Here is a 25,906-nt window from a genome sequence, read left to right on the forward strand (position 1 = left end):
CCCGCTAAGTACTCAGGCGCGCCTCGAACACGACGTCGAGCGTCAGCCGCGTGCCGGCCGGCTGCTCGCCGTCGAGCCGGTCCAGCAGCAGTTGTCCCGCGCGCCGGCCCAGTTCGGCTGCGTCCACGCCCAGCGTCGTCAGCCCCTGGACCCACTGCGCTGCGCTGCCGTCCTCGGTGAACCCCAGCACCGCCAGGTCCTGCGGTACGTGCAGGTCGCGGTTGTGGGCCTCCGACACCGTGGCGGCGGCCAGCAAGTCCGAGGTGCAGAACACCGCGTCGAAAATCGTATTGGTGGCCAGCAGGCGCAGGAATGCCATGCGGCCGTCGTTCAGTTGCTGGGCCTCGGGCTGCACGATATCGGCGACCAGGTCGCGCCCCAGCGCGGCCGCGCTGGCGATGAACCCTTCGCGGCGGGCGCGTTCCCATGGGGTGTCGGCGCTGATGCAGGCCACGCGGGCATGGCCTTTTTCGGCGAGATGGCGGGCCGCCAGGCGGCCTGCCTCGGTGTTGTCGGCAGTGACCAGGCTGTCCAATGGGGCGGCCGGCGCACTCCAGGTTTCCACTACCGGGATTTCCAGCGCCGCCACGGCGGCGCGCAATGGCGGGTCGTCGAGCGGCCCGATCGCCAGCGCCGCGGCCGGCGCCAATTGGGCCAGCCGTGGCAGCAGGGAGGCATCGCGCCAGGGGCCGGCGGCCAGATAGTAGCCGGCCGGCGCCAGTCGTTCGGCGCATGCCTGTATGGCGCGGGCCGCCGGCGCGTAATCGAGCCGGGGGGCGAGCAGGGCGATGGGGCGGGGCGAAGGCAAGGCGGGCATCGGGAAGGCGGTGTGGATTCGTCAGGCGTGACGATAACCCGAGGCGGCCCGGCGTCGGACCATTCGAGCGGATTCGGGCGCAAGGGGTAAAATGTCTTCTTTTGTCTCAGACCGGGGCGTGTGCGTGCCGGTCGTGAAGGTGCCCCATGTCCACGCTTGCCGAGTCGCCTGTGCCCTCGAACGAACCCGCCGCCACGCCCGCGGAACCGGCGTACGATCCGACGCAGAAACAGAAATCCCAGGCCAAGACGGCGCGCATTCCGATCAAGATCATTCCCGCCGAACGCCTGAAGAAGCCGGAGTGGATCCGCGTCAAGGCGGCCCAGCCGGGTTCGCGCTTCTACGACATCAAACGCATCCTGCGCGAACACAATCTGCACACGGTGTGCGAGGAAGCCTCCTGCCCGAACATCGGCGAGTGCTTCGGCAAGGGTACGGCCACGTTCATGATCATGGGGGACAAGTGCACCCGCCGCTGCCCGTTCTGTGATGTGGGCCATGGCCGTCCCGATCCGCTCGACACCAAGGAACCCGAAAACCTGGCGCGCACCATCGCCGCGATGAAGCTGTCGTACGTGGTCATCACCTCGGTCGACCGCGATGACCTGCGCGACGGCGGCGCCGGCCACTTCGTCGACTGTATCACCCAGATCCGCGAACGGTCGCCCTCCACCCGTATCGAGGTGCTGGTGCCCGACTTCCGCGGCCGCCTGGATCGCGCGTTGACCATCCTGAATGCCGGTCCCCCGGACGTGATGAACCACAACCTGGAAACGGTGCCGCGCCTGTACAAGCAGGCCCGCCCGGGCTCGGACTACATGCACTCGCTCAAGCTGCTGGCCGAGTTCAAGAAGCTGCACCCCGATGTGCCGACCAAGTCTGGCCTGATGCTTGGCCTGGGCGAGACCGATGAGGAAATCCTGCAGGTGATGCGCGACATGCGCGAGCACAACGTCGACATGCTCACCATCGGCCAGTACCTGCAGCCGTCGGAGCACCATCTGCCGGTGCTGCGCTACGTGCATCCCGACACCTTCGCGATGTTCGAGCGCGAGGCCTATGCGATGGGCTTCTCGCACGCGGCGGTTGGGGCCATGGTGCGTTCGTCGTACCACGCCGATGAGCAGGCGCATGCGGCGGGCGTGCCCAACTGAGCATTGCGGCAACCCCGATCAGAAATGCCCCGCAAGGGGCATTTTTTCATTCCGCAGCCTGGCGCGACACGCGGCTGGTCCAGAACACGTCGGGTCTGCCTGCCTCGCGATTCAGATAGCGCGCCAGCACGAACATCAGGTCCGACAGCCGGTTCAGGTACTGCCGCACCGGCGCGTTCACCGTTTCCGCGCGGGCCAGCGCCACCACCGCGCGCTCGGCGCGGCGGCACGCGGTGCGGGCCAGGTGGGCGTGTGCCGCCGCCCGCGAACCGCCCGGCAGGATGAATTCGCGCAGGGGCGGCAGGGCCGCGTTGTAGTGGGCCAGCCGCGCATCCAGGTGCGCCACCTGCTCGTCGGCCAGGGCGACGTGGCCAGGAATGCACAATTCGGCACCCATATCGAACAAATCGTGTTGGATCGTCAGCAAATCGGCCGCCACGTCGGCCGGCATGGGCTCGGTCAGCAGCAGGCCGATGACGCTGTTCAATTCATCCACATCACCCAGCGCGGCGATGCGGGCGGCGTCCTTGGGTACGCGCGATCCGTCCCCTAGTCCGGTGCTGCCGTCGTCTCCGGTGCGGGTGGCGATGACTGAAAGGCGATTGGCCATGGGGTGTCCTTTGCAAACAACCGTCAGGATTGTTGCGTTATTACCGGGAAACTATTGCATGAGGGCGGTATCCTAGCATTGTGGAAACCGCGTGCGGGCTGCCAGGCCGGCATCGTGCTTTCGTCGCAATCGGAGGATAACGCATGGCTTTCAACCGCAAATACGCAACGCCCTTGGCCGTCGCTACCGCGATGGCCGTCGTCTCGCTGGCTACGCCGCTGGCATTCGCCCAACAGGCCGAGGCCAGTGGCGAGGTGCGGCGGGTCGATCCGGGCGCGGGCAAGGTCACCATCAAGCACGACGCCATCAAGGCGCTGGACCTGCCGGCCATGACGCTGGTCTACGACGCCAACCCGGCGCTGTTGGCCAAGATCAAGGCCGGCGACAAGGTGCGCTTTACCGCCGAGCGCAAGGATGGCAAATATGTGGTGACGGCGATCACCAATTGAACGCGCTGCGGGCGCCGGCCGGGCGTCCGCATGGTGACAGGCGCTGCGGGCGCGTCGGGCGCGGGCCTCGCCTTCGCCGACAAAAGGCCCGCCGCAATCGCTTGCGGCGGGCCTTTTGTCGGGGTGCCGCCGGTTGTGAGGCCGGCGGCGAGGCCTACAGCACGTAGCGGGCCAGGTCCTGGCTGCTGGCGGCTTCGGCCAGTTGCGCGTTGACGTAAGCGGCGTCGATCTTGACCGTCTTGTTGCTGGAGGCGGTGGCGTCGAACGACAGTTCGTCCAGCAGCTTTTCCATCACGGTGTAGAGGCGGCGGGCACCGATGTTCTCGGTGGTTTCGTTGACCTCGTAGGCCAGTTCGGCCAAGCGGCGCACGCCTTCGTCGGTGAATTCCAGCTGCACGTCTTCGGTGGCCAGCAGCGCCGTGTACTGCTTGGTCAGCGAGGCGTCGGTATCGCTCAGGATGCGCACGAAGTCCTCGGCGGTCAGCGATTCGAGTTCGACGCGGATCGGGAAGCGGCCTTGCAGTTCGGGGATCAGGTCGGAAGGACGCGCCAGGTGGAAGGCGCCCGAGGCGATGAACAGGATGTGGTCGGTGCGGACCATCCCGTAGCGCGTGTTGACGGTGGTGCCTTCGACCAGCGGCAGCAGGTCGCGCTGCACGCCCTGGCGCGAGACGTCGGCGCCACCGCTTTCCTGACGTGCCGCGATCTTGTCGATCTCGTCCAGGAACACGATGCCGTTCTGTTCGACGTTGGTGATGGCGGCGGCGCGCAGGTCTTCCTCGTTGACGCGCTTGGCGGCTTCCTCGTCGACGATCAGCTTGAAGGCTTCGCGCACCTTCATCTTCTTGGGTTTTTTCTTGTCGCGCGCCATGCCGGCGAACATGCCGCGCAACTGCTCGGCCATTTCCTCCATGCCCGGGGGCGTCATGACATCCATTTGCGGCACGGCCTGCGCCACTTCGATCTCGATTTCGAGATCGTCGATCTTGCCTTCGCGCAGGCGCTTGCGGAAGGTCTGGCGGGCGCTGTTGTCCTCGCCGCGCTCGGGCTCGCCCGAGGCGCCGCGCGGCGGCGGCACCAGCGCGTCGAGAATGCGGTCTTCGGCGGCATCCTCGGCCTGGGTGCGCACGCGGCGCATTTCCAGTTCGCGGGTCTGCTTGATCGAGTATTCGGTCAGGTCGCGGATGATGGTGTCGACGTCGCGGCCGACGTAGCCCACCTCGGTGAACTTGGTGGCCTCGATCTTGATGAAGGGCGCGTTGGCCAGCTTGGCCAGGCGGCGCGCGATCTCGGTCTTGCCCACGCCGGTGGGGCCGATCATGAGGATGTTCTTGGGGTGGATTTCGTGGCGCAGCGGCTCGGCCACCTGCTGGCGGCGCCAGCGGTTGCGCAGGGCCACCGCCACCGCGCGCTTGGCGCGGTTCTGGCCGACGATGTACTTGTCGAGTTCGGAGACGATTTCTCCGGGCGTCATGTTGGAGGCGGACATGAGGGCGGATCCTTGAAGCGGAGGCTGGCTGGGGGCATGCCGCGGCGCCGCGAGTGGCGCCGCGCGGCGGGTGTCAGTCGCCCAGCGTTTCGATGACGTGGTTCTGGTTGGTGTAGATGCAGATGTCGCCGGCGATCTCGAGCGATTGCTTGACGATGGCCTCGGGCGCCAGTTCGGTGTTGCGCAGCAGCGCCAGGGCGGCGGACTGGGCATAGGCCCCGCCCGAGCCGATGGCGGCCAGGCCGTACTCGGGTTCGAGCACGTCGCCATTGCCGGTCAGCACCAGGGTGTGCTCGGCGTCGGCCACGATCAGCATGGCTTCGAGCCGGCGCAGGACGCGGTCGGTGCGCCAGTCGCGGGTCAGTTCGACCGCGGCGCGCATCAGGTTGCCCTGGTGCTTGTCGAGCTTGGCCTCGAAGCGTTCCTGCAGGGTGAACGCGTCGGCGGTGGCGCCGGCGAAGCCGGCCAGGATCTTGTCGTGGTACAGGCGGCGGATTTTGCGGGCCGTGCCCTTGATGACGATGTTGCCCAGGGTGACCTGGCCATCGCCGCCGAGCGCGACGCGGTTGCCGCGGCGGACACACACGATGGTGGTGGCGTGAAATTGTTCCATGCGTTCCTTCCTTTGAAAGGACTAGCTGGGGGCGATGCCGGTGAAATCAAGGCTTGCCGGGCGCCACCGCCAGAACCGGCCGGCCGGTGGGCGGCGAGAAAAAAAAAGGCCATGCTGGAAACCAGCATAGCCTTTCAGTGTGGCGCTTGAATAACGGGACGGATCAGTCGCCGTACAGCTTCTGCCGCATTTCACGCCGTTCCTGCGCTTCCAGCGACAGGGTGGCGGTGGGGCGGGCCAACAGGCGCGGGATGCCGATGGGTTCGCCGGTTTCCTCGCACCAGCCGTATTCGCCGCTGTCGATGCGGGCGATGGACTGTTGCACTTTCTTCAGCAGCTTGCGCTCGCGGTCGCGGGTGCGCAGCTCGAGCGCGTGTTCTTCCTCGATGGTGGCGCGGTCGGCGGGGTCGGGCACGAATTGCGTTTCACGCAGGTGCTCGGTGGTCTCGCCGGCGTTGGCCAGGATGTCCTGTTCGAGTTGTTTGAGCCGTTCTTTGAAGAACGCCAGTTGGCGATCGTTCATGTAGTCGGACTCGGGCATGGCCAGCAATTCCTTCTCGCTGGGCAGATCAATCGCCGTATCGCTCGTCGACTTGCTTGATTTTTTGGTTGCTGCCTTGGTAGCCATGAAAACACTCCACTATGAATCGATCCTGGCGCGGGATTGTCTTCCCGGTCCGTGTGCTTGCTGCCTACGCTATTCGTACCTCACAGTACTGCCTTCGTCGCACCGCGTCACGTATCCAAAAAGGGGATCACCCCGCCAGGCACTGCTCCAAGCCCCGGGTGAAAATCTCCTGGGGCAGTTTGCGTCCGATGAAGACCATCTTGGTGGACGGCTTTTCGGCCGCGGTCCACGGTTTGCCGGGTTCGGCGCCCATCATCATGTGGACACCCTGGAACAACATGCGGCGGTTGATGCCCTTCATGTACAGGATGCCCTTGTAGCGCAGCAGGTCGGAACCATAGACTTGTACGACGCCACCGAGGAATTCCTCAAGGCGCGCGGGATCGAACGGCTTGTTGGAACGGAATACGAACGCGCCGATTTCATCGTCGTGCTTGGGGTGGTGGTGATGCGCATGATTGCAGTGCGCGCCACATTCGCCCTCGTGATCATGATCGTGGCCGTGATGGTCATGACCGTGATCGTGGCCATGGTCGTGATGGTCATGGTCGTGGTCGTGGGCAGCGTCGGGATGTTCGTCGGCCAGGAAGTCCGGGTCGATGTCCAGGATCGAGTTCAGGTTGAAACCGCTGATGTCGATGATGGACTTCAGGTCGACGTCGCCGAAGTTGACCGGCGTGATCGGCGCGCGCGGGTTCATCCGCAACAGGCGGCTGCGCAGCGCTTCGTAGTCGATGTCGTTGACCAGGTCTTTCTTGGAGACCAGGATGCGGTCGGCGAAGCCGACCTGCTTCTGCGCCTCGGGCTGTTCATCCAGCGTCACCATGCCGTGCTTGGCGTCAACCACCGTGACCACCGCGTCCAGGCGGTAGTACTCGGCGATGTCGTCGTCCATGAAGAACGTCTGGCACACCGGGCCGGGGTTGGCCATGCCGGTGGTTTCCAGGATGACGCGTTCGAAATTCAGGGTGCCGGCCTCGCGCTTGGCGCGCAGGTCGGACAGCGTGCGCATCAGATCGCCACGCACCGTGCAGCAGACGCAGCCGTTCGACAGTTCGATGATTTCTTCATCGCTGTCCTGCACCAGCAGGTCGTTGTCGATGCTTTCCGGTCCGAATTCGTTTTCGATGACGGCGACGCGGCGGCCGTGGAACTCGGTCAGGATGCGCTTGAGCAGGGTGGTCTTGCCCGCACCGAGAAAGCCGGTGAGGATGGTGACGGGAACCATTTTGTCCAAACTGCGCGGGGTGTTCATGGCGAAGCTGCTTGCGTGAAGTAAAGGCGGTTAAACACGGCGGTCAAACGCGGGATCTGGCGGGGCGGCAGCGGCTGCCGATTGCCTGCCAGACATCGTTCGACCGATGTTACTGCCACAGGCTGCGAGGGCCGCGGATCGCGGCCGGACGCAGGATTACAGCACAGTCGGGGGCAGGGGGCAAACCCCGGGCCAACCCGGGGGCCGTAGCCGCCCAGATCGCGGCTGTACGCCGTCAAGTATCAGGCGATATCCCTATTTTGGGGCGATTTTCCGGATTTCAAGCGCCCGGGCGGGGGCGCCGGTGGCAGAGCCTGCCGCCAGCGCCAAACCGTCAGTGGTGTTGGTGCCCGGCGTCCGCGGGCTGCTGCTTCTGGCATTGGGGGCAGAGGGCCCGGATTTCGGTTTCATGGGTGGCCAGGACGTAGCCGGTTTGCGCAACGCGCTCGGCGAGCTGGCGGCTCATGGCCGGGTCGGAAATTTCGGCGACCGCCCCGCAGCCGGTACAGACCACCAGCAGGTCGTGCGGCGCGCCGCCGACGTCATGGCACGCGCTCCAGGCGTTGACGGCGTCCAGGCGGTGGATCAGGCCTTCGTCCATCAGGAAGTCCAGGGCACGGTATACCGTGGGGGGCGCCGCGCCAGGATGCACCTCGCGCATGGCGTCGAGCAGTTCGTAGGCCTTCAGGCTGCGGCCGTGGCGCAGCAACAGTTCCAGCACCTTGCGGCGGATGGGGGTCAGGCGGCGGCCACGCTGTTCGCACAGCGCCTCGGCGACGCTGAGTTGGGCGCCTACGGTGTCGCTGCGGGGAGAACGGGGCGGAGCGGGCATGGCGGGCTTCATCTGGAATAAGGAACGCGCGCGACGCGCGCGAGATGCCTGGAAGGTAGCAGAAAACACCCAGCTGCGGGCGAAACCCCGCGATTCAAGCCTGTTGGTTATGATATAACATAATGAGCTTTGGCCATTCCACCCCGTTTCACCCTGCCTTGCCGCCCGCCGTCTCCATGTCCCAGTCTTCCACCCCATCCACGCGGACCGAGGCCACGCCGCGTCCTGGCGTTGCCTTGCGCTCTGCCTTTCTCGTGTCCGCCTGGCGCCGCATGGCCTATGCGCTGGCCGCGGCGCTCGCATTGTGGGCGCTGACGGGCTGGGCGCTGGGCTGGTGGCCGCGATGAACCGCGCGCCGGTTGCCATCGAACTGCGCAATGCCTCGTTCGGCTGGCACGGACATGCGGCCCTGCGCGGGGTCTCGGGCCGGTTCGAGCCGGGCTCTATGACGGCGGTGGTCGGGCCCAACGGCGCCGGCAAGTCGACGCTGATCAAGGGCATCATGGGGGTGTTGCGGCCCATGTCCGGCCGCGTCGACATCGGCGGCGCCGGCCGCGCCGAGCTGGCCTGGCTGCCGCAGGCGGCCGAGCTGGACCGCGCCTTTCCCGCCCGGGTCCTGGATCTGGTGGCCATGGGGGCGTGGCGCCGGGTCGGCAGTTGGCGTGGCCATGGCCCCGAGGAACTCGACCGCAGCATGAGCGCGCTGGAAACCGTTGGCCTGGCGGACATGGCTGGCCGAGGCGTCGATACGCTGTCGGGCGGCCAGATGCAGCGCACCCTGTTCGCCCGCATGCTGGTGCAGGATGCGCCGGTATTGCTGCTGGACGAGCCCTTCGCCGCCGTCGACAGCCATACCGCCGATGAGTTGATGGCCTTGCTGTGCGAGCTGCATGGCCAGGGCCGCTCGGTGGTCGCCGTGCTGCACGACTTCGACCTGGTGCGCGCGCATTTTCCGCAATGCCTGCTGTTGTCCGGGTCGGTGGTGGCCTGGGGCGCGACCGCGGCCGCGCTGACCGAAGAGCATCTGCGGACGGCGCGCGACTGGCATATGAGGGCTTTTGCATGACGGCGCTGCAATGGGTCGTGGCGCCCTTTCTCGATTACGGCTTCATGCGGCGCGCGCTGGCCGGCGCCAGTGCCCTGTCGTTGGGGGCCGCGCCGCTGGGCGTGTTCCTGGTGCTGCGGCGCATGAGCCTGATGGGCGACGCCATGTCGCATGCCATCCTGCCGGGCGTGGCGGCGGGTTTCCTGCTGTCCGGCCTGTCGCTGGGCGCCATGATGCTGGGCGGCATCCTCACCGGCCTGGCGGTGGCGTTGCTGGCGGGCCTGGTGGCCCGCCTGACGCCGCTGCGCGAGGACGCCAGTTTTGCCGCCTTTTATCTGATCTCGCTGGGCCTGGGGGTGTTGCTGGTGTCGCTGCGCGGCTCCAACATGGATCTGCTGCATGTGCTCTTCGGCACGGTGCTGGGGCTGGACGATGACGCCTTGTTGCTGGTGACGGCGACTGCCAGCATCACGCTGCTGGCGTTGGCCGCGCTGTATCGCCTGTTGGTGGCCGAATGCCTCGATCCTGGCTTCCTGCGCGCCAGCGGCGGTCATGGCGGCTTAGTGCACATGAGTTTTCTGGTGTTGGTGGTGGTGAACCTGGTGGCCGGATTTCAGGTACTGGGCACGCTCATGGTGGTCGGCATCATGATGCTGCCGGCCGCCGCCGCCCGTTTCTGGATGCGTTCGGCGGCCAGCCAGATTCCGTTGGCCGCCGCCATCGGCGTGGCCGCTTCGATCGCCGGCCTGCTGGTGTCGTACCACTTCAACGTGCCCGCCTCGCCGGCCATCATCCTGGCCGCGGGCGTTTGCTACCTGTTTTCCATCGTTGGCGGCCCGCATGGCGGGTTGCTGCGGGCGCGGCGCGTATCGCGCCGCGCCTGAACTCCAAGGAGATTCGCTATGCGTTCCATTCTGCTGCCGCTTTCGCGCCGCCGCGCCTTGCTGGCCGCCGCTGGCTTGTGGCTGTCCGCGACCTTCGGCGCGGCTCATGCCGCCGAACCCTTGCCGGTCGTGGCCAGTTTCTCGATCCTTGGCGACATCGTGCGCGAGGTCGGCGGCAATGACATCAGGCTCGACACCCTGGTCGGCCCGGACGGCGACGCCCACGAATACGAGCCCACTCCGGGCGACGCCAAGAAGCTGGCGGCGGCCAAGGTGCTGTTCGTCAACGGCCTGGATTTCGAGGCCTGGCTGCCGCGCTTGGTCAAGGCATCCGGTTTCGCCGGATCGACCGTAATCGCTTCCAAGGGCGTGACGCCGCGCAAGTTCGCCGGCCATGGCGACAAGGATCACGACCATGACCATGACCATGATCACGATCACGCCCATGGCGCGGAAGGAGGCCACCATCATCATGGCGATGTCGATCCGCACGCCTGGCAGAACCTGGCCAATGGTGTGCTCTACGCGCGCAATGTGGCCGATGGCCTGGCGGCCGTCGACCCGGCCCATGCCGACGCCTACCGCAAGCGGGCCGACGCCTATATCGCCCGTCTGCAGGCCGCCGATGCGGCCGCCCGCAAGACCTTCGCCGCGATCGCGGCCGAGCGCCGCAAGGTGGTCACCTCGCACGATGCCTTCGGCTATTTCGGCGACGCCTACGGCGTCGAGTTCATCTCCGCGATGGGCATCTCGACCGCGGCCGAACCGTCGGCCGGCGACGTGGCGCGCATCATCGAGCAGGTCAAGCGCGACAAGGTGCCGGCGGTGTTTGTCGAGAACATCACCAGTCCGCGCCTGGTGCAGCAGATCGCGCGCGAAACGGGCGCCAAGGTGGGTGGTACGCTGTATTCCGACGCCCTGTCCAAACCCGGACAGCCCGGCGCCACCTATCTGGAAATGTTCGAATGGAACGTACGTCAGCTCGCCGCGGCCTTGCGGCCCTGAGCGCCGTGGCGGGCGCGTTGGCGGCCACGGCCGCCAGCGCCCATCCCCACATGTGGATCGATGCCCGCGCCGTGATCGACCTGGACGAACAGCATCGGGTCACCGCCGTGCGGCAGGTCTGGCTGTTCGACGAAATGTTCGGCGCCTACGCCACCCAGGGGCTCAAGAAGGGCAAGGACGGCACGTTGCCGGATGACACCCTGAAGGGCATGGCGCGCGATTGGATGAAGGCGCTGGGTGAACCGATTTCGCACTATTTCACGCGTGTCACTGTCGCCGGCAAGACCATGGCGTTCGCCGCGCCGCGCGATGCGCGCGTGACCTGGAACCCGAAGACCGGGCGGCTGGCGCTGGCCTTCACGCTGCCGCTGGCCGCGCCCGCCGCCGCGGATGCCGCGGGCGCGCAGGTCGACATCTACGACCCGACGTATTTCGTGGCCTATGCCTTCGAGGAAAAGGGGGCGGTCGCGCTGGATGGACCTGGCGCGGCGGCCTGCAAGCAGGCTTACCGCAAGCCCAAGGAACTGGATTGGAAGACCATGCAGCAACTGGCCGCAATCCCGGCCGATCCGGACGCGTTGCCCGAGGAGCTTTTCGCCATCACCAAGGGCCTGACGCATCGTATCGAAGTGCAATGCCGGTAGCGCGCGGCCGCCGAGTGCCGGCCCTGCTCGCGGGGCTGCTCGCATTGGCCGTCCTGGCCTGGGGCGGCGTGGCCGCGGCGCAGGGCGCGCATCCCTTCGGTGTGCCCGAGAGCGGCGGCGCGGGGCTTGGCGGTCCCGGCTGGCTGGCGAGTTTTTTCGGCCAGGTGTCGGTATGGCAGACCCATTTCTATCGCCAGCTCACGGCGGCGGTGCGGGCCTGGCAGGCCGATGGCGGTGGCTGGCTGCTGATCGGCCTGTCGTTCGCCTATGGCGTGTTTCATGCGTTGGGGCCGGGCCATGGCAAGGCGGTGATTTCCTCGTACGTGCTGGCCAATCGCCAGACCGCGCGCAACGGCGCATTGCTGGCCTTGTTGTCGTCATTGGTACAGGCCCTGGTGGCGATCGCGATGGTGGCGGTGTTGGCCGTGGTGTTCAATGCCACGGCGGCGGCCATGAACCAGGCAACGCGCTGGCTGGAGTTGGCGTCGTATGCATTGGTGACGTTGCTGGGCGTCTGGCTGGTGTGGGTCAAGGCGATCCGGCCATTGTGGCGGCGGCGGACCTCCCGGGCGGCAGCCGCACCCGATGGGGCCATGCCCGCCGCGGCGGCGAGCGCCGACGCGCCGGCTTTGAAGGGGGCGGCGGCATTGCGCGCGATCACGGTGCAGGCGGTTGCGCCGCGCGCGCAGGCCGGACATCAGGGCCATGCCCATACGCACACTCAAGCGCATCATCACCATGACCATGACGACGCCTGCGGTTGTGGCCATGCCCACGTGCCGCCGGCGGAGCAGATGGCCGGGCCGCTGAATTGGCGCCGCGCCTGGTCTGCCGTGTTCGCGGTGGGCCTGCGCCCGTGCAGCGGCGCGCTGATCGTGCTGGTGTTCGCGTTGTCGCAGGGGTTTTTCCTGGCGGGGGTGGCCTCGGCGTTGGCGATGGGCCTGGGCACGGGCCTCACCGTGGCCGCGCTGGCCTGCCTGGCGGTCGCGGCCGGGGGCGCAGCCAACGCGCTGGGCACGCGCCTGTCGAGCGTGGCGGCGGCGCGCCTGCGCTATGCGGTGGAAGCGCTGGCCGCCTTGGCCGTGCTGGCCCTGGGGGTGCTGCTGTTGGGCGGCATGCTGGCCGGCGGGGGCTGAGCGCCCCGCTCAGGACTTGCGTCCGGCGCGCGGATGCGCCTGGTCGTAGGCGCGCGCCAGATGCTGGAAGTCGAGCCGGGTATAGATCTGGGTGGTGGAGATGTTGGCGTGGCCCAGCATCTCTTGCACGGCGCGCAGGTCTTGCGCCGATTGCAACACATGGCTGGCGAAGCTGTGGCGCAGCACGTGCGGATGCACGTGGGTCGGCAGGCCGGCGGCCTGCGCGACCTGCGCCAACTGCAGTTGCACCACGCGCGGCGAGATGCGTCGCCCGCGCGCGCCCAGGAACAGCGCGGCGGCATCGTCGGCCGATGCCGCCGGCGGCGCCAGTTGCGGCCGCGCCTCGATCCAGCGCCGCAGCGCTGCCAGCGCGGCCTGGCCGACTGGCACCGAGCGGCGCTTGCCGCCCTTGCCCAGCACGATGACCTCGGCGTCGTCCAGGTTGAGCCAGCCGCGCGATTCATGGTCGGCCGAGCGCGTGTAGCGCAGGTCCAGACCAACCAGTTCCGACAGGCGCAGGCCACTGGAATACAACAGCTCGAACATGGCCTGGTCGCGCAGCGCGGCCGGCTCGGTTGCCACCCGGGCCGGCGCGCGGTCCAGCAGGGCCTGAGTCTGTTCCACCGACAAGGCCTTGGGCAGGCCGCGCGGCGCCTTGGGCGCGCGCACGCCGGCCACTGGATTGCCGGCCAGGCCGATCATGGGCGCCCACCATTGATAGAAGCCGCGCCAGGCCGCCAGCGTGCGGGCCAGGCTGCGCGGGCCGCGGCCCTGGGCATGCAGCCGCGCCACGAATTGGCGGATGTGGCCGTTGCCGAGTTGGTCGAGCGGCAATCTGGCGCGTTCGGCCAGCTCCAGCAGGAAACGCAGTTCACGCCGGTAGCCGTCCAGCGTGTGGGGGGAATAGCGGCGGTTGCTTTCCAGATGGCGCAACCAGGCGGTCATCGGGTCGGGCAGGGGAGCGTCCGGCGCCGGGCGCTGTGTGGCGTGCTCCGGGGCTCCCGTGTTCATGGCTCGATCACGCCTTGGGCGCGGCGGGGCTCAGCCGGTGCAGCGCGGCGGAGGCCAGCTGGCCGATGGCGTCGAGGAACGCGGTGCCCATCTCGGGGGTGAAGCGTTCGGGGTCGTCCGAGCCCAGCACCAGCAGGCCGACGCTGGCGCCGTCGGCTTCCAGGCGCAGCGGCACCAGCGCCAGCGACTTGGGCTTGGCGTCCAGCCAGGCGACAGCCTCGAAGCCGGTGTCGGTGCCGCAGTACGGCGTCTTCAGGCTGTCGGTGAAGGTACGCAGGTCCTGGCTGACGGGTTCGCCATAGCCGGTTTCGGACAGTTCAGGCAGATTCCACAGGCGCAGCGCCACGTGGTTCAGTTCGAATTGCTCGGCCAGGCCCAGGGCGATTTCGCCGGGCACGCGTTGCGGGTCCGGTTCGGACAGCAGGCGGCAGCACCACTTGGAGATGTGGCTGCCGATGGTCTCGTTGGCGGTGGCGTTGCGCACCAGTTCGTTCAGGCGCCATTCGAGTTCGCGATTGCGTTCGCGCAGCGTGAGGATCTGGCGCTCGCCCAGCGAGATGGCGCGCGAGCCGTGCGGATGCGGCACTTGCAGCGTGGCGAAGACGTCCGCGTGCTGGTCGAAGAAGCCGGGGTGCTCCTGCAGGAACGTGGCGATGTCGTGGGCGGTGAAAGCGGTATCGGTCATGGGGTCAGCGGTTCAGCGCCATGGAAAAGACGAGCTTGTCGATATCGACCTGGCCCGTGAAGACGGATTCGGCCGGTCCGGTCATGCGTAGCTGTTCGCCATTCCAGGCGATGGTCAGCACGCCGCCGCGCGTCTGCACGCGCACCGGCGAATCGAGCAGGCCGCGGCGGATGCCCGCCGCCACCGCGGCGCAGGCGCCGGTGCCACAGGCCAGCGTTTCGCCGGCGCCGCGCTCGTGCACGCGCAGGCGGATGTTGTTGCGGTCGACGATCTGCATGAAGCCGGCGTTGACGCGGCGGGCAAAGCGCGGATGGGTTTCGATCAGCGGGCCGACGATGGCGACGGGCGCGGTGTCGACGTTGTCCACCACTTGCACCGCGTGCGGATTGGAGATGGCCACGGCCGACAGGGCCACCGTGCGGGGCAGGCCGGCGGGCACGTCGAGTTCCAGTTCCCAGAGGGTGTCCTGGCCTTCGCTGCGCGAGGCCAGGCCGGCGGTGTCGAAGGGCAGGGCGGCCGGGTCGAAGCGGGTGCTGCCCATGTCGACCGTGACCTGTTCGTCGTCGCCTTCGTCCAGCACCAGGATGCCTGTGGCGATCTCGGCGCGCAGCGGGTTGCGGTCGGACAGGCCCTGTTCATGCACGAAGCGCACGAAGCAGCGCGCGCCGTTGCCGCAGTGTTCGACCTCGCTGCCGTCGGCGTTGAAGATGCGGTAGCGGAAGTCGGCGTCGGGCCGGGTGGCGCGTTCGACCAGCAGGATCTGGTCGGCGCCGATGCCGAAGTGGCGATCGCCCAGGGCGCGGGCGCGCTCGGGCGTCATGTCGATGGCCTGGCGGACCCCGTCCAGGACGACGAAGTCGTTGCCCGCGCCATGCATTTTGGTGAAGTTCCAGTTCATGCGGGGATTATCGCCCATTCTGGCCGGGGAAACCGCGATGTCACCGGATGGCTTGCTCTTGCCGCGAGCCGGCCGTCGCGTCAGTAGATCTTGGGCTCGCCCGGCGGCCGCGTCTTGAAACGGCGATGCACCCAGTAGTACTGGCTGGGGCAGCGGCGCACCCAGGCTTCCAGCTCGCGATTCAGGCGCGCGGTGGCTGCTTCCAGCGAGTCGTCGCCGGGGAAGTTTTCCAGCGGCGGCAGCACTTCGGCGTGGTAACGGCCGGTTTCCGGATTCCAGAAGTCCAGGATCGGCAGCACCGCCGCGTCCCACTTCTTGGCCAGCTGGGCGGTGGCCAGCAGCGTTGCCGCCTGGACGCCGAAGAACGGCGCGAACACCGCGCCCTGGCGGCCGAAGTCCATGTCGGGCAGGTAATACACCGGCCGCGGCGCGCGCAGGTGGCGGATCAGTTCGCGCACGCCGTCCTTGCGGCTGACCAGGAACACCTCGTTGAAGCGGGCGCGGCCGGCGGCGACCACCGCGTCGATATGCGGATCGCTTTGCGGCGTGTACATGGTGGCCGCGCTCGGCACTTCCATGGTGAGCCGGGTGGCGGCGGCGTCCAGGCCGATGAAGTGCGGGGCCAGCAGGATCACCGCGCGGCCCTGGGCGGTCAGCGCGTTGATGCGTTCGGCGCCGCTCTGTGTGACCATATCCTTGATGGCCTCGGGCGTGCCGTACCACAGCACGCCACGGTCGACGATGGATTGCGCCAGTGCCCGGAAGTGCTCGCGCACCCAGCGCTCGCGCACCGCCTCGGGCTGGTCCGGGAAGCACAGTTCGAGGTTGCGCCGCACGATGCGGGTGCGCGATTTGGCCAGGCGCATGGCCAGCCAGCCGAGCGCGGCGCCGATGCGTAGCCGGGTGGCCGGCCGCATGCGGCCGAACCATTTCAGCAGGTTGACCAGCGTGCGCGTTTTCGATTCGTTCATGGGTAGATTGGGCATAAGACCAGGGCGGCGGGGCTGCGGCGGCGTCAGCGGGACGCGGCGTCCGTGTCCTCGGCGGGCGCGGGCGGGGCGCCGCGCGGGGTCTTGTAGCGGTTGTAGCTCCAGAGATACTGCTGCGGGCAGCGGCGGATCAGCGTTTCCATGGCGGCGTTGAGCAGCGCGGCCTGGGCCTGGGGATCGGCGGGCAAGGGCTCGGGCACCCGCACATAATGGATGCGCCAGCCGCGGCCGCCGGGCAGGCGTTCGCCGGCGGTCAGGATGATCGGCACGCCGGTCTGGGTGGCCAGCTTGCCGGGCAGGGTCATGGTGTAGGCCATTCGTCCGAAAAATGGCGCCCAGACGCCGTCGCCGACGCCCGGCGCCTGATCCGGCAGCATGCCGACCGATTCGCCGCGCCGCAGGGCGCGCACGAACTCCCGCACGCCCTGCATGGTGGCGGGCACGGCGTTGACGGCCGAGCTGTTGCGCGCGGTTTCCAGCAGCGGCGCCAGGATGTCCTTGCGCGGCGGGCGGAACATCACTGTCATGGGCATCAGGCGGGCCAGGTAGCGCGCGGTGATCTCGAAACAGCCCAGGTGCGGGGTCAGAAACAGGATGCCGCGGTTTTCGGCACGGGCGGCTTGCACCACCGCGTTGTCGTCCGACACGACCTGGGCCAGGCTTTGTTCATTGCGGAACCAGACCCGTGGCATCTCCAGGATCATGGCGCCGGCCTCGCCGGCCGCCCGGCGCGCGAAGGCCGCGTCCGGGTAGCCGGCCTGGGTCGCGTTGGCCCGCAGGCGGCGCCGGTACTTACCCGGAAAGGCATAGGCGATGCGGCCGAGCACGCGCCCGAGCGCGTGCGCGACGGGCAGGGGCAGAGAAGCGAACAGGCGAAATAAGACGAGCAGCATGCGGCAAATGAGCGATATCGGGCATGGTAATGCTGGTGCTCGGGGGAAAGACCCCACCCGTGGCGCAAGCATGAGACCCGCATTTTCGCTTAAAATCGACCCGTCGCCGAGTTAACCGACAACTTGCGGGGCGACGGCAAGGTTACGGCGCGTCTGCGTCGCTTGCCAAATCCGCTAAAGCGTCGCGCCCAGATCAGCGTATTTCATGCAGTCCGGGGTGCAACGCGCCCGTGAACCTACGTTCCGGCCTTGCCGGACACCAAAGGACGCATCTGTGGCCAACAACGACTTTCTCTTCACTTCCGAATCCGTTTCCGAAGGGCACCCCGACAAGGTAGCCGACCAGGTTTCCGACGCGATTCTGGACGCCATCTTCACCCAGGACCCCAACGCCCGCGTGGCGGCGGAAACCCTGTGCAACACGGGCCTGGTCGTGCTGGCTGGTGAAATCACCACCACCGCCAACGTCGACTACATCCAGGTCGCGCGCGACACGATCCGCCGCATCGGCTACGACAACACCGAATACGGCATCGACTACAAGGGTTGCGCGGTGCTGGTCGCCTACGACAAGCAGTCGCCCGACATCGCCCAGGGCGTGGACCGCAGCTCGGAAGACTACCTGAACCAGGGCGCGGGCGACCAAGGCCTGATGTTCGGCTACGCCTGCGACGAAACGCCCGACCTGATGCCGGCGCCGATCTGGTACGCGCACCGCCTGGTGCAGCGCCAGAGCGAACTGCGCAAGGACGGCCGCCTGCCGTGGCTGCGTCCCGACGCCAAGTCGCAGGTGACCTTCCGCTATGTCGACGGCCGCCCGGCGGAAGTCGACACCGTGGTGCTGTCGACCCAGCACGCCCCGGAAGTCACGCAAGAGACCATCCGCGAAGCGGTCATCGAAGACATCATCAAGCCCAGCTTCCCCGAAGGCCTGATCACGCCCAAGACCAAGTTCCTGGTCAACCCGACCGGCCGCTTCGTCATCGGCGGCCCGCAAGGCGATTGCGGCCTGACCGGCCGCAAGATCATCGTCGACACCTACGGCGGCGCGTGCCCGCACGGCGGCGGCGCGTTCTCGGGCAAGGATCCGTCCAAGGTCGACCGTTCGGCCGCCTACGCCGCCCGCTACGTGGCCAAGAACATCGTGGCCGCCGGCCTGGCGCGCCAGTGCCAGGTGCAGGTCAGCTACGCCATCGGCGTGGCCGAACCCATCAACATCACCGTCTACACCGAAGGCACCGGCGTCATTCCCGACGACCAGATCGCCAAGCTGGTGCGCGAGCACTTCGACCTGCGTCCGAAGGGCATCGTCAACATGCTGGACCTGCTGCGCCCGATCTACACCAAGACCGCCGCGTATGGCCACTTCGGCCGTTCCGAGCCGGAATTCTCGTGGGAAGCCACGGACAAGGTCCAGGAACTGAAGAAGGCGCTGTAAAGCGTACTGCCGCGGCAGAAAAAGCCGCGGCTTGAACTGACCCCTGAACGTTGGGCCTCGATCCAACCTTCGGGGGTTTTTTCATGGGCGCAGCGGTTGTGGTCAAAGGCCCCAGGCCGACAGATCGGGGGTGCGTGCCACTGGCGCCAGCACTGGCTCCAACATCGCGGCGTGGTCCAGCAGGGCCGCGTCGCTGCCGGCCGGGGCCAGCAACTGCACCGCCATCGGCATGCCTTGCGCGTCGCAGCCGGCCGGCAAGGCGATCGCGGCCGCGCCCAGGAAGTTGGCGGGGCGCAACAGTTTGCCCAGGCCGGCGTGGCGGACGTCGGCGGCGTCCAGCGCCTGGGCGGCCTGGTCGCAGGCCGGCATCAGCAGGGCGTCGAAACCCTGCATGGCGGCGGCGAACGTCGCCATGTCGTCCTGGCGCCGTTGCAGCGCGGCCTCGTAGTCGGCCCGCGCGATACGGCCGCCGGCGGCGATGCGGCCGCGCACCACTTCCCACAGCGGCTGGGCCGGGTCTTCGGCCAGCGCGCCGAAGTAGCGATAGGCCTCGTAGGCCAGCACCAGCGAGTTGTCGTCCGCCATGCGCGCGAACGACAGCGATGCCGGCGGGTGCCAGGTCTTGGAGGGGATGCTGGCCTGAGCCAGCCGTTCCTGCGCTTCGAGCCAGATGCGCAGGCCTGCGTCGGCCAGCGCGGTCGGCCACGCCTGCGGCGTCAGTATGGCGATGGCGCCGCCACGGCGCGCGGCCGGCCGGCGCAGGGCGGCGATGCTGGCCGCGGGCAAGGCCAGCGTGGCGCCGTCGTCAATGTCGGGGCCAGCCAGCAATTGCGTCAGCAGGCGGGCGTCGGCCACGCTGCGGGCAATAGGGCCAAGTACATCCAGCGTGTCCGACAGCGGCAGACAGCCGGCTCGGCTGATGACACCCGATGACGGTTTGTAGCCCACCACGCCGTTCAGCGCGGCGGGCGCGCGCACCGAACCGCCCGTGTCGCCGCCCAGCGCCAGGGGCGCCAGGCCCGCCGCCACCGCGACGCCGGCGCCGCTGGACGAACCGCCGGGCGCGCGCGCGGTGGCCGCGTCCCAGGGATTGCGGGCCGTGCCCTGGGTGGGATTCTGGCCCGACAGGCCGAAGGCGAATTCGGTCATGCGGGTCTTGCCCAGGATCACCATGCCCTGCGCGGCCAGGCCGCGAGCGGCGGCGGCGCTCTGTTCGCTGACGATGCCGCGCCGGGCCAGCGAGCCGCCGCTGGCGGTGGTGCCGGCCCATTGCACGCTGTCTTTCACCGCTATCGGTACGCCGTGCAATGGGCCCAGCGAGATGCCGGCGGCCAGCAGGCGGTCTGCGGCCTCGGCCTGGGCCAGCGCGCGCTCGGCGGTGACTTCGCTGTACGCGGCCAGGGCCGGCGCGCGCGCGATGCGGTCCAGAAAGTGGAGCGTGACCTGGCGTGAATTCAGCGCGCCGGCGCGGATGGCGCGGGCGAGTTCGCGGGCTTCTCGGAAATGCAGGGCGGTGTCTTGATCGGGCATGGCGCTCATGAAAAGGAAAAGCTCTCCGGCCCCTTGGGGGAGCCGGAAAGCAATGTTAGGGGGCGTGGAAGCCTGGGGTGCGTGCTACTTGAGCGATTGGCCCCGGGTCTCCGGCATGCGGATGAAGGTGATCAGCGTGATGACAGCGCCCGCCAGTACGTAGTAGAAGAACCAACGCTCCATGCCCTTGCTTTGCAGCCAGGTCAGCAGGTATGGCGTGGTGCCGCCCAGCAGCGCCACAACCAGGTTGTAGGGCGTGCCGATGCCCACGGCGCGCACGCTGGTGGGGAATTGCTCCGACATGATGGCCGGCGCGATCGACGTGTACATGGCGTACAGCACCAGGCCGAACAGTTCCACGGCCAGGATCGAGCCGAACGACGGGCCCAGCGTGGTCATCAGCGGATAGAAGAACAGCAGGTAGCCGGCGGCGAAGAAGATCAGTTGCGGCTTGCGGCCGATGCGGTCGGACAGCAGGCCGAACAGGGGTTGCACCAGCATGAACACGATCAGCGCCACGGTGTTGGCGGCGAACGCCACTTGCGGATCGGCCTTGACCTGGCGGATGGCGTAGGTGGGCACGTAGGCCACGAAGATGTAGAACGCGAATGTGGTCAGGATGGAGAAGCCGACGATACGCAGCACTTCACGCGGATGCTCGCGCAGCAGGGTGCGCAGCGGCTGCTTTTCGACGCCGGCCTTCTTGGCGTGCGAGAACGCCTCGGTTTCGGGCACCGAGCGGCGGATCCACATGCCGGCCAGACCGCCCAGCGCGCCCAGGAAGAACGGAATGCGCCAGCCCCAGGCGGCCATCTCGGCCTTGGTCAGGACCGAGGTCAGCAGCCAGCCCACGGCCGAGGCGGCCAGGATGCCCACGGCGGCGCTGAAAAAGACGAAGCTGGAATAGAAGCCGCGTTTGTTGGGCGGCGCCATTTCCGCCAGGAAAGTCGTGGCCGAGGCATACTCACCCCCCAGGGACAGGCCTTGCAGCAAACGCGCGGCGGTCAGCAGCAGGGGGGCGGCCAGTCCGATGGTGGCATAGGTCGGCGTGACCGCGATGATCAGCGAGCCGCCGGCCATCATCAGGATGGTCAGGCCCAGCGCCGCCTTGCGGCCATAGCGGTCGGAAAAAATGCCCAGCACCCAGCCGCCCACCGGGCGCATGAAGAAGCCGACGGCGAAAATGCCGAAGGTGGCCAGCAGGGCGGCGGTCTCGTTGCCTTCGGGGAAGAACTGGCGGGAGAAGAAGATGGCGAACGACGCGTAGATGGTCCAATCGAACCATTCCACCGCATTGCCTACACTACCGGCCAGAATCGTGCGGGCGCGCGATACGGGCGCGGCGTTTGCCCCCTGCGCGGCGCGCAGGGTTGCGGAAGGGGTACTCATAAGGGCCTCGGGATTTATTTTTTGGTCAAATAAACCAGAAAATTTTGTTTTTTTATCAATGCGCGAACGTTAGATTAATGAATATAGTCACGTCAAGTAAGGGTAAGTCCCTAATGCCGTCGCTCGATGACACCGATCTGGCCTGCCTGATGGCACTGCAGGCCGACCCGCGCGCCTCCTGGCGCGAGCTGGGTGCGGCCACCGGCATCGCCGAGCGCACCGTGGCCCGGCGCATCAAGCGATTGATGGACGCCGACGCCCTGCGCGTCATCGCCGAGGCCGATCCGCTCGCGACCGGGCGCGGTGTGGTGCTGCACGCCTGGGTGCGCTGTCGCTCGGGCCGGGTGGCCGAGGCGGCCGAGGCGCTGGCGCAGCTCGGCATCGCGCAGCTGGTGGTGACCCTGGCGGGCAGGGCCGATCTGATGGCCGAACTGACTCTGGCGGATGCGGCCGACATGCCCGACGTGGTGACGCGGGTGCTGCCTTCGATCGATGGGGTCGAGCAGGTGGAGGCACGGCTGGTGCTGCGGCCTTTTCGCCGCGCCGGTCAATGGCGTATCCAGCCCGATGGCAGCACGCCCGTCGCGCCGGAACCCGCCCCGCCGCAGGCGCCCGTGGCGTTGACCGACCCCGAACAACGCATCGTTGCCCACTTGATGCGCGACGGGCGCGCCAGCCTGGCCGAATTGGCCGCGCAGGCCGAGGTCAGCGAGCCCACCGCCCATCGCCTGTTGCAGCATCTGGTGGAGCGGCGCGCACTGAGTTTTCGCGTGGAGGTCGAGCCGGCCCTGGTGGGATTTCCCGTCGAGGCGGTGATTTCGGTGCAGGTGCGGCCGCAGGCGGTCGACGCCCTGGCGGCCCATCTGGCGCTGGATCCGAACACGCGCTGCCTGTTCGGCACCAGTGGCGCCTCCCAATTGTTCTGGCACGTCCTGTGCCGCGACAGCCTGCATTTGTGGGATGTGGTCACGCGCAGGCTGGGCGAGCTCGATGGCGTGCTGGCCTGCGAAGTGGGGGTGGTGATGCGCGCCTACAAGCGTTGCGGCATCGTGCGCGCCGGCGCGCGGCTGGGCGCCGAGGCGGCCTGATCGGCCGGCCGCGGGGGCGTGCCGGGCGCCTTGCAGCCGGCCCCTAGGCGCCCAGATAGGCCCGCGCCAACGCGCCGTCCGCGGCGATCTCGCGCGCCGCGCCCTGCGCCGCCACGCGGCCGGATTCCAGCACGTAAGCGCGGTCGGCCAGCGACAGGGCCAGCGCCGCCATCTGGTCCACCAGCAGGATCGTCATGGATTCGGCCCGCAGTTGATCCAGCGCCTCGAACAGTTCGTCGATGATCTTCGGCGCCAGCCCCAGCGATGGCTCGTCCAGCAGCAGGATCACTGGTTTGGACATCAGTCCGCGGGCGATCGCCAGCATCTGCTGTTCACCCCCGGACAGCAGGCCGGCGCGCTGGTGCAGCCGTTCGCGCAGGCGTGGAAAGCGCGCCAGCATTTCCTGCACGCGCGCTTCGCGGTCGGCCGGATGCAGGAAAGCGCCCAACCGGATGTTGTCCAGCACGCTCAAATCCGCGAATACCTGGCGCCCCTCGGGCACCAGTACCAGGCCGCGCGCCACGATGCGGTCGGCGCTCAAACCCTGCAATTCCTGTCCCTGCAGGTGCATGCCGCCTTGCGCCGGGCGATGCAGGCCGGCCAGCGTGCGCATCAACGTCGATTTGCCGGCGCCGTTGGCGCCCAGCAGCGCCACCATTTCGCCCTGGCGGACTTGCAGGTCGATGCCATGCAATACCGGATTGGCGCCGTAGCCGGTGGTCAGGTTGCCTACGCCCAGCACTTCCGGCGTGAGACCCGTGGTGGCCGGGCGCGCACGCGCCGCTGGCGTATGCCGGGCCGCGTCGTCGCCCAGATAGGCCTGTCGCACCGCGTCGGATTGCTGGATGTCGCCGGGACCGCCCTGGGCCAGCTCGCGTCCCGCGTCGATGGCCACGATGTGGTCGGAGACCCCCATCACCAACGCCATGTCGTGTTCCACCAGCAGTATCCCGGCGCCGGCGTCGGCGATGCGTCGCAGCAGGGCCGCCAGCCGTGTCTTGTCTTCGCGCGACAGGCCGGCCGCGGGTTCGTCCATCAGCAGGATGTCGGCATCAGTGGCCAGCGCGCGGGCGATTTCCACCAGGCGCCGGTCGACGTGCGCCAGATCGGCGGCGGGCGCGTCCAGTGCGCCTTCATAACCGCAGAAGGCCAGCAGCGCGCGGGCCCGTTCGCGGGCGTCGGGCGACAGATAACGCCGCGCGGCCAGCAGGCCGCCCAGCCGGCCGCGCAATAGGCCGAGGGCGACGTTGTCCTCCACGCTCAGCGTGTCGAACAATTGCGAGGTCTGGTAGGTGCGCGCGATGCCCGCGCGCGCCACGCGGTAAGCGGGCAGGCGCGCCAGGGGCACGGTCCCCAATGCAACCCGGCCGTCCGTCGGCTGGTAATAGCCGCTGAGCATGTTGATGACGGTGGATTTGCCCGCGCCATTGGGACCGATCAGCGCGGTAATGGCGCCGGGCGCGACCTGGAAGGACACGCCCTGTACCGCGCGCACGCCGCCGAAAGTCATTGTCAGCGCATCGGCGCGCAGGGCGCGGCGAGTCCGGCCCGAGGCCGCCAGCGCGCCCTGGCGCGGCGCCAGCCTTGGCGTCATGCGGCGCCGCTGCCAGCGCGCCAGCAGGCCGGCGGCGCCATCGGGCGCCGCCCACAACACCACCAGCAGGAAGGCGCCGAAGAACAGCAGGCGGTATTCCTCCAGGCTCGACAGCAGTTCCGGCAGCAGGCCGACCACCACCGCGCCCAGCAGCGGCCCGGCCAACGAGCCCGCGCCGCCGATCGTCACGGCCAGCACGAACAGGATCGACTGCATGAAATTGAAATTGTGCGGCGTGATCATGCCGGCCTGCGATGCATACAGGCCGCCGGCCAGGCCCACCACGGCCGCCGACACCATGAACGCCATGGCCTTGACCAGCAGGGGACTGATGCCGATGGATTCGCTGGCCGTCTCGCTGTCCTTGACCGCGCGCATCGCCGCGCCCCATGTGCCGCGCGCCAGCAACGCATAGCCGCCCAGGGCCGCGAACACGGCCACGATCGCCAGCATCGCCACGCCGCGATCGCCGCCCAAGGCACCGAGGGCCGGCTGTGCGATGCCCATCAAGCCGTTCTGGCCGCCGCTGATATCGCCGCCTTCGATCAGCGCGTGCTCCACGATGAAGCCGAAAGCGATGGTGATCATTGCCAGGTAAGGCCCCTGGACCCGCAGCGCCGGAATCGCCAGCAGCAATCCGAACGCGCCCGCCACCAGGGCCGCGGCCGGCCACGCCAGCCAGAAGCTCCAGCCCGCCTGGCCGGTCAGGATCGCCACCGTGTACGCGCCGATGGCGTAGAACGCCGCGTGGCCGAAAGACATCTGCCCGGTCAGCCCCAGCAGCACGTTCAGGCCGATGCCGGCCAGCGCCAGCAGCGCCACATTGCCCAACACGAAAACGTAGTACCCATTGACGGTGGCCGCCAGGGCCAGGCTGGCGATGGCCAGCAGGGCGTAGGCGGCCAGGGCCGGCCGCCAGGCCGCATTTCGCTTCTGCATCAGACTTTCCTTACCGCGGCGCGGCCGAACAATCCATTGGGGCGCATGGCCAGGATGACGATGACCAGCGCGAAGCTGATGATCTGGGTATAGCCAGAGCCGAGCGCGACCGTGATCAATGCTTCGGCCACGCCGAACAGCAGGCCCGCGAGCATTACGCCCCAGGCGCTGGTGATACCGCCCAGGATGGCGACCACGAAAGCCTTCAATCCGAACAACGTGCCCATGTCCGCCTGCACATTGAACAGGGGCGCGACCAGTGCGCCGGCCACGCCCGCGAACAGGGTCGATACGGCAAAGGCCGCCATGATGGCGCGCCGCACCGGGATGCCCATCAGGCGCGCCGCGTTCGGGTTCTGCACCACCGCCAGCAGCGCCACGCCCCAGCGGGTACGACGCGACAGGGTGTGCAGGGCCGCGGCCAGCGCCAACCCCACCAGCGGGATCAGCAACTGCAGCGGATAGATGCCCAGGCCCAGCCCGCCGATCTCCACCGGCGCCTGCGCCAGGGGCGAGGGCAGGCTGCGGGGTTCCTTGCCGAACGTGAACATCACCACGTTGTCCAGCACGATGCCCAGCGCCACGGTCGACATCAGCCAGGCGTTCGAACCGCGGCTGGCAAAGGGGCGCACCGCCAGCCGCTCGACCACCAGGCCATACAGGGCGCACAGGGCCAGGGCCGGCGGCAGCGCCGCCAGCAACGGCCAGCCCAGCGTCTGCGCGAAGGTATAGGTCAGCACCGCGCCCAGCATCATGGAGCTGCCCTGGGCGAAATTGACCGTGCCCGACACGGCATAGGTCAGGTAGAAGCCCAGGGCCATCAGCCCATACATGCTACCCAGGCCCAGGCCGCTGACGATGGCGGACATCCACAGCATGCGTCTCTCCCTT

The 25,906-nt window shown here is 68.1% G+C and carries 26 protein-coding genes; 10 read left to right on the plus strand and 16 right to left on the minus strand.

What is annotated here, in order from left to right:
• Nucleotides 1-4 precede the first annotated feature (4 nt).
• Complete coding sequence (locus K2W61_RS09485; protein WP_175133710.1) at nucleotides 5-817, minus strand: substrate-binding domain-containing protein; 813 nt, start codon at nucleotides 815-817, stop codon at nucleotides 5-7.
• A 146-nt stretch (nucleotides 818-963) separates the two neighbouring features.
• Between K2W61_RS09485 and lipA the strand changes: the two genes are divergently transcribed.
• Complete coding sequence (lipA, locus tag K2W61_RS09490) at nucleotides 964-1,971, plus strand: lipoyl synthase (protein WP_175133711.1); 1,008 nt, start codon at nucleotides 964-966, stop codon at nucleotides 1,969-1,971.
• A gap of 46 nt (nucleotides 1,972-2,017) precedes the next feature.
• Here lipA and K2W61_RS09495 read toward each other — a convergent pair whose 3' ends face one another.
• Nucleotides 2,018-2,581, minus strand: coding sequence for a cob(I)yrinic acid a,c-diamide adenosyltransferase (locus tag K2W61_RS09495; protein ID WP_175133712.1), 564 nt, complete (start codon nucleotides 2,579-2,581; stop codon nucleotides 2,018-2,020).
• Nucleotides 2,582-2,724: 143 nt separating this feature from the next.
• Here K2W61_RS09495 and K2W61_RS09500 point away from each other — a divergent pair, with 143 nt between their 5' ends.
• Nucleotides 2,725-3,030, plus strand: coding sequence for a copper-binding protein (locus K2W61_RS09500; RefSeq protein ID WP_175133713.1), 306 nt, complete (start codon nucleotides 2,725-2,727; stop codon nucleotides 3,028-3,030).
• Between the two features lie 154 nt (nucleotides 3,031-3,184).
• Here K2W61_RS09500 and hslU read toward each other — a convergent pair whose 3' ends face one another.
• The 5 genes from hslU to K2W61_RS09525 all read right to left on the minus strand — a co-directional run bounded on the left by hslU (nucleotide 3,185) and on the right by K2W61_RS09525 (nucleotide 7,847).
• Nucleotides 3,185-4,519 (minus strand): ATP-dependent protease ATPase subunit HslU, encoded by a 1,335-nt coding sequence (hslU, locus tag K2W61_RS09505; RefSeq protein WP_175133714.1) that lies wholly within the window; start codon nucleotides 4,517-4,519, stop codon nucleotides 3,185-3,187.
• Between the two features lie 73 nt (nucleotides 4,520-4,592).
• A complete protein-coding gene (hslV, locus tag K2W61_RS09510; protein ID WP_175133715.1) occupies nucleotides 4,593-5,132 on the minus strand; it encodes an ATP-dependent protease subunit HslV in 540 nt (179 codons plus the stop codon).
• A gap of 163 nt (nucleotides 5,133-5,295) precedes the next feature.
• Entirely contained in the window at nucleotides 5,296-5,760 is a 465-nt protein-coding gene (dksA, locus tag K2W61_RS09515; protein WP_056327244.1) for an RNA polymerase-binding protein DksA, read from the minus strand.
• A 127-nt stretch (nucleotides 5,761-5,887) separates the two neighbouring features.
• Nucleotides 5,888-7,015, minus strand: a complete 1,128-nt coding sequence (locus K2W61_RS09520) for a CobW family GTP-binding protein (RefSeq protein ID WP_175133716.1) — start codon at nucleotides 7,013-7,015, stop codon at nucleotides 5,888-5,890.
• Between the two features lie 334 nt (nucleotides 7,016-7,349).
• Nucleotides 7,350-7,847 (minus strand): Fur family transcriptional regulator, encoded by a 498-nt coding sequence (locus K2W61_RS09525; protein ID WP_236755498.1) that lies wholly within the window; start codon nucleotides 7,845-7,847, stop codon nucleotides 7,350-7,352.
• Between the two features lie 176 nt (nucleotides 7,848-8,023).
• On the opposite strand from K2W61_RS09525, the gene K2W61_RS09530 reads away from it, so the two are divergent.
• Genes K2W61_RS09530 through K2W61_RS09555 form a run of 6 tightly spaced genes read left to right on the plus strand, consistent with a single transcriptional unit; the run spans nucleotide 8,024 to nucleotide 12,561 of the window.
• A complete protein-coding gene (locus K2W61_RS09530) occupies nucleotides 8,024-8,194 on the plus strand; it encodes a hypothetical protein (RefSeq protein WP_236755500.1) in 171 nt (56 codons plus the stop codon).
• Nucleotides 8,191-8,913 carry a metal ABC transporter ATP-binding protein gene (locus K2W61_RS09535; protein WP_236755501.1) on the plus strand — a complete coding sequence of 241 codons (723 nt, stop codon included), beginning with the start codon at nucleotides 8,191-8,193 and terminating at the stop codon, nucleotides 8,911-8,913. Before K2W61_RS09530 ends, K2W61_RS09535 begins: the two co-directional genes overlap by 4 nt.
• Entirely contained in the window at nucleotides 8,910-9,776 is an 867-nt protein-coding gene (locus K2W61_RS09540) for a metal ABC transporter permease (RefSeq protein WP_175141022.1), read from the plus strand. Before K2W61_RS09535 ends, K2W61_RS09540 begins: the two co-directional genes overlap by 4 nt.
• Nucleotides 9,777-9,794: 18 nt before the next feature.
• Nucleotides 9,795-10,781, plus strand: coding sequence for a metal ABC transporter substrate-binding protein (locus tag K2W61_RS09545; protein ID WP_236755502.1), 987 nt, complete (start codon nucleotides 9,795-9,797; stop codon nucleotides 10,779-10,781).
• Entirely contained in the window at nucleotides 10,742-11,425 is a 684-nt protein-coding gene (locus K2W61_RS09550; RefSeq protein ID WP_236755503.1) for a DUF1007 family protein, read from the plus strand. The genes K2W61_RS09545 and K2W61_RS09550 overlap by 40 nt, the downstream gene beginning before the upstream one ends.
• The gene (locus K2W61_RS09555; protein ID WP_236755504.1) at nucleotides 11,416-12,561 is read left to right on the plus strand and encodes a nickel/cobalt transporter; all 1,146 of its coding nucleotides are present in this window, start codon (nucleotides 11,416-11,418) and stop codon (nucleotides 12,559-12,561) included. Before K2W61_RS09550 ends, K2W61_RS09555 begins: the two co-directional genes overlap by 10 nt.
• A 9-nt stretch (nucleotides 12,562-12,570) precedes the next feature.
• Here K2W61_RS09555 and xerC read toward each other — a convergent pair whose 3' ends face one another.
• The 5 genes from xerC to K2W61_RS09580 form a co-directional block, all read right to left on the minus strand.
• On the minus strand, nucleotides 12,571-13,572 hold the full coding sequence (xerC, locus tag K2W61_RS09560; protein ID WP_272909285.1) for a tyrosine recombinase XerC: 1,002 nt from the start codon (nucleotides 13,570-13,572) through the stop codon (nucleotides 12,571-12,573).
• A 7-nt stretch (nucleotides 13,573-13,579) separates the two neighbouring features.
• A complete protein-coding gene (locus K2W61_RS09565; RefSeq protein ID WP_175133724.1) occupies nucleotides 13,580-14,257 on the minus strand; it encodes a DUF484 family protein in 678 nt (225 codons plus the stop codon).
• A 4-nt stretch (nucleotides 14,258-14,261) separates the two neighbouring features.
• Nucleotides 14,262-15,173 (minus strand): diaminopimelate epimerase, encoded by a 912-nt coding sequence (gene dapF / locus K2W61_RS09570; protein ID WP_175133725.1) that lies wholly within the window; start codon nucleotides 15,171-15,173, stop codon nucleotides 14,262-14,264.
• 62 nt (nucleotides 15,174-15,235) lie between these two features.
• Entirely contained in the window at nucleotides 15,236-16,126 is an 891-nt protein-coding gene (locus tag K2W61_RS09575) for a lysophospholipid acyltransferase family protein (RefSeq protein ID WP_175133726.1), read from the minus strand.
• A 44-nt stretch (nucleotides 16,127-16,170) separates the two neighbouring features.
• A complete protein-coding gene (locus K2W61_RS09580; RefSeq protein WP_419761597.1) occupies nucleotides 16,171-17,109 on the minus strand; it encodes a lysophospholipid acyltransferase family protein in 939 nt (312 codons plus the stop codon).
• Nucleotides 17,110-17,311: 202 nt separating this feature from the next.
• Between K2W61_RS09580 and metK the strand changes: the two genes are divergently transcribed.
• A complete protein-coding gene (gene metK, locus K2W61_RS09585; protein WP_175133728.1) occupies nucleotides 17,312-18,475 on the plus strand; it encodes a methionine adenosyltransferase in 1,164 nt (387 codons plus the stop codon).
• A gap of 102 nt (nucleotides 18,476-18,577) precedes the next feature.
• Here the strand turns inward: metK and K2W61_RS09590 are convergent, their stop codons facing one another.
• Entirely contained in the window at nucleotides 18,578-20,005 is a 1,428-nt protein-coding gene (locus K2W61_RS09590; protein ID WP_236755505.1) for an amidase, read from the minus strand.
• Between the two features lie 84 nt (nucleotides 20,006-20,089).
• Nucleotides 20,090-21,394, minus strand: coding sequence for an MFS transporter (locus tag K2W61_RS09595; RefSeq protein ID WP_175133729.1), 1,305 nt, complete (start codon nucleotides 21,392-21,394; stop codon nucleotides 20,090-20,092).
• Between the two features lie 113 nt (nucleotides 21,395-21,507).
• On the opposite strand from K2W61_RS09595, the gene K2W61_RS09600 reads away from it, so the two are divergent.
• Nucleotides 21,508-22,482 carry an Lrp/AsnC family transcriptional regulator gene (locus K2W61_RS09600; protein ID WP_236755506.1) on the plus strand — a complete coding sequence of 325 codons (975 nt, stop codon included), beginning with the start codon at nucleotides 21,508-21,510 and terminating at the stop codon, nucleotides 22,480-22,482.
• A 43-nt stretch (nucleotides 22,483-22,525) separates the two neighbouring features.
• Here the strand turns inward: K2W61_RS09600 and K2W61_RS09605 are convergent, their stop codons facing one another.
• The gene (locus tag K2W61_RS09605; RefSeq protein WP_175141015.1) at nucleotides 22,526-25,015 is read right to left on the minus strand and encodes a branched-chain amino acid ABC transporter ATP-binding protein/permease; all 2,490 of its coding nucleotides are present in this window, start codon (nucleotides 25,013-25,015) and stop codon (nucleotides 22,526-22,528) included.
• Nucleotides 25,015-25,893 (minus strand): branched-chain amino acid ABC transporter permease, encoded by an 879-nt coding sequence (locus tag K2W61_RS09610; protein WP_175141014.1) that lies wholly within the window; start codon nucleotides 25,891-25,893, stop codon nucleotides 25,015-25,017. Before K2W61_RS09610 ends, K2W61_RS09605 begins: the two co-directional genes overlap by 1 nt.
• Nucleotides 25,894-25,906 lie beyond the last annotated feature (13 nt).

The organism is Achromobacter pulmonis (assembly GCF_021733725.1).
GTDB classification, from domain to species: domain Bacteria; phylum Pseudomonadota; class Gammaproteobacteria; order Burkholderiales; family Burkholderiaceae_B; genus Achromobacter; species Achromobacter pulmonis.

What these genes read in the sequence shown, in the direction of transcription:
- K2W61_RS09500 (WP_175133713.1), top strand. Translation starts at nt 2,725, where the DNA reads ATGGCTTTCAACCGCAAATACGCAACGCCCTTGGCCGTCGCTACCGCG.
- K2W61_RS09520 (WP_175133716.1), bottom strand. Translation starts at nt 7,015, where the DNA reads ATGAACACCCCGCGCAGTTTGGACAAAATGGTTCCCGTCACCATCCTC.
- K2W61_RS09525 (WP_236755498.1), bottom strand. Translation starts at nt 7,847, where the DNA reads ATGCCCGCTCCGCCCCGTTCTCCCCGCAGCGACACCGTAGGCGCCCAA.
- hslU (WP_175133714.1), bottom strand. Translation starts at nt 4,519, where the DNA reads ATGTCCGCCTCCAACATGACGCCCGGAGAAATCGTCTCCGAACTCGAC.
- K2W61_RS09535 (WP_236755501.1), top strand. Translation starts at nt 8,191, where the DNA reads ATGAACCGCGCGCCGGTTGCCATCGAACTGCGCAATGCCTCGTTCGGC.
- K2W61_RS09495 (WP_175133712.1), bottom strand. Translation starts at nt 2,581, where the DNA reads ATGGCCAATCGCCTTTCAGTCATCGCCACCCGCACCGGAGACGACGGC.
- K2W61_RS09600 (WP_236755506.1), top strand. Translation starts at nt 21,508, where the DNA reads ATGCCGTCGCTCGATGACACCGATCTGGCCTGCCTGATGGCACTGCAG.
- lipA (WP_175133711.1), top strand. Translation starts at nt 964, where the DNA reads ATGTCCACGCTTGCCGAGTCGCCTGTGCCCTCGAACGAACCCGCCGCC.
- K2W61_RS09555 (WP_236755504.1), top strand. Translation starts at nt 11,416, where the DNA reads ATGCCGGTAGCGCGCGGCCGCCGAGTGCCGGCCCTGCTCGCGGGGCTG.
- K2W61_RS09590 (WP_236755505.1), bottom strand. Translation starts at nt 20,005, where the DNA reads ATGCCCGATCAAGACACCGCCCTGCATTTCCGAGAAGCCCGCGAACTC.
- K2W61_RS09545 (WP_236755502.1), top strand. Translation starts at nt 9,795, where the DNA reads ATGCGTTCCATTCTGCTGCCGCTTTCGCGCCGCCGCGCCTTGCTGGCC.
- dksA (WP_056327244.1), bottom strand. Translation starts at nt 5,760, where the DNA reads ATGGCTACCAAGGCAGCAACCAAAAAATCAAGCAAGTCGACGAGCGAT.
- K2W61_RS09540 (WP_175141022.1), top strand. Translation starts at nt 8,910, where the DNA reads ATGACGGCGCTGCAATGGGTCGTGGCGCCCTTTCTCGATTACGGCTTC.
- K2W61_RS09605 (WP_175141015.1), bottom strand. Translation starts at nt 25,015, where the DNA reads ATGCAGAAGCGAAATGCGGCCTGGCGGCCGGCCCTGGCCGCCTACGCC.
- K2W61_RS09550 (WP_236755503.1), top strand. Translation starts at nt 10,742, where the DNA reads ATGGAACGTACGTCAGCTCGCCGCGGCCTTGCGGCCCTGAGCGCCGTG.
- K2W61_RS09530 (WP_236755500.1), top strand. Translation starts at nt 8,024, where the DNA reads ATGTCCCAGTCTTCCACCCCATCCACGCGGACCGAGGCCACGCCGCGT.
- xerC (WP_272909285.1), bottom strand. Translation starts at nt 13,572, where the DNA reads ATGAACACGGGAGCCCCGGAGCACGCCACACAGCGCCCGGCGCCGGAC.
- K2W61_RS09580 (WP_419761597.1), bottom strand. Translation starts at nt 17,109, where the DNA reads ATGCTTGCGCCACGGGTGGGGTCTTTCCCCCGAGCACCAGCATTACCA.
- K2W61_RS09485 (WP_175133710.1), bottom strand. Translation starts at nt 817, where the DNA reads ATGCCCGCCTTGCCTTCGCCCCGCCCCATCGCCCTGCTCGCCCCCCGG.
- hslV (WP_175133715.1), bottom strand. Translation starts at nt 5,132, where the DNA reads ATGGAACAATTTCACGCCACCACCATCGTGTGTGTCCGCCGCGGCAAC.
- K2W61_RS09565 (WP_175133724.1), bottom strand. Translation starts at nt 14,257, where the DNA reads ATGACCGATACCGCTTTCACCGCCCACGACATCGCCACGTTCCTGCAG.
- dapF (WP_175133725.1), bottom strand. Translation starts at nt 15,173, where the DNA reads ATGGGCGATAATCCCCGCATGAACTGGAACTTCACCAAAATGCATGGC.
- K2W61_RS09575 (WP_175133726.1), bottom strand. Translation starts at nt 16,126, where the DNA reads ATGAACGAATCGAAAACGCGCACGCTGGTCAACCTGCTGAAATGGTTC.
- K2W61_RS09595 (WP_175133729.1), bottom strand. Translation starts at nt 21,394, where the DNA reads ATGAGTACCCCTTCCGCAACCCTGCGCGCCGCGCAGGGGGCAAACGCC.
- K2W61_RS09610 (WP_175141014.1), bottom strand. Translation starts at nt 25,893, where the DNA reads ATGCTGTGGATGTCCGCCATCGTCAGCGGCCTGGGCCTGGGTAGCATG.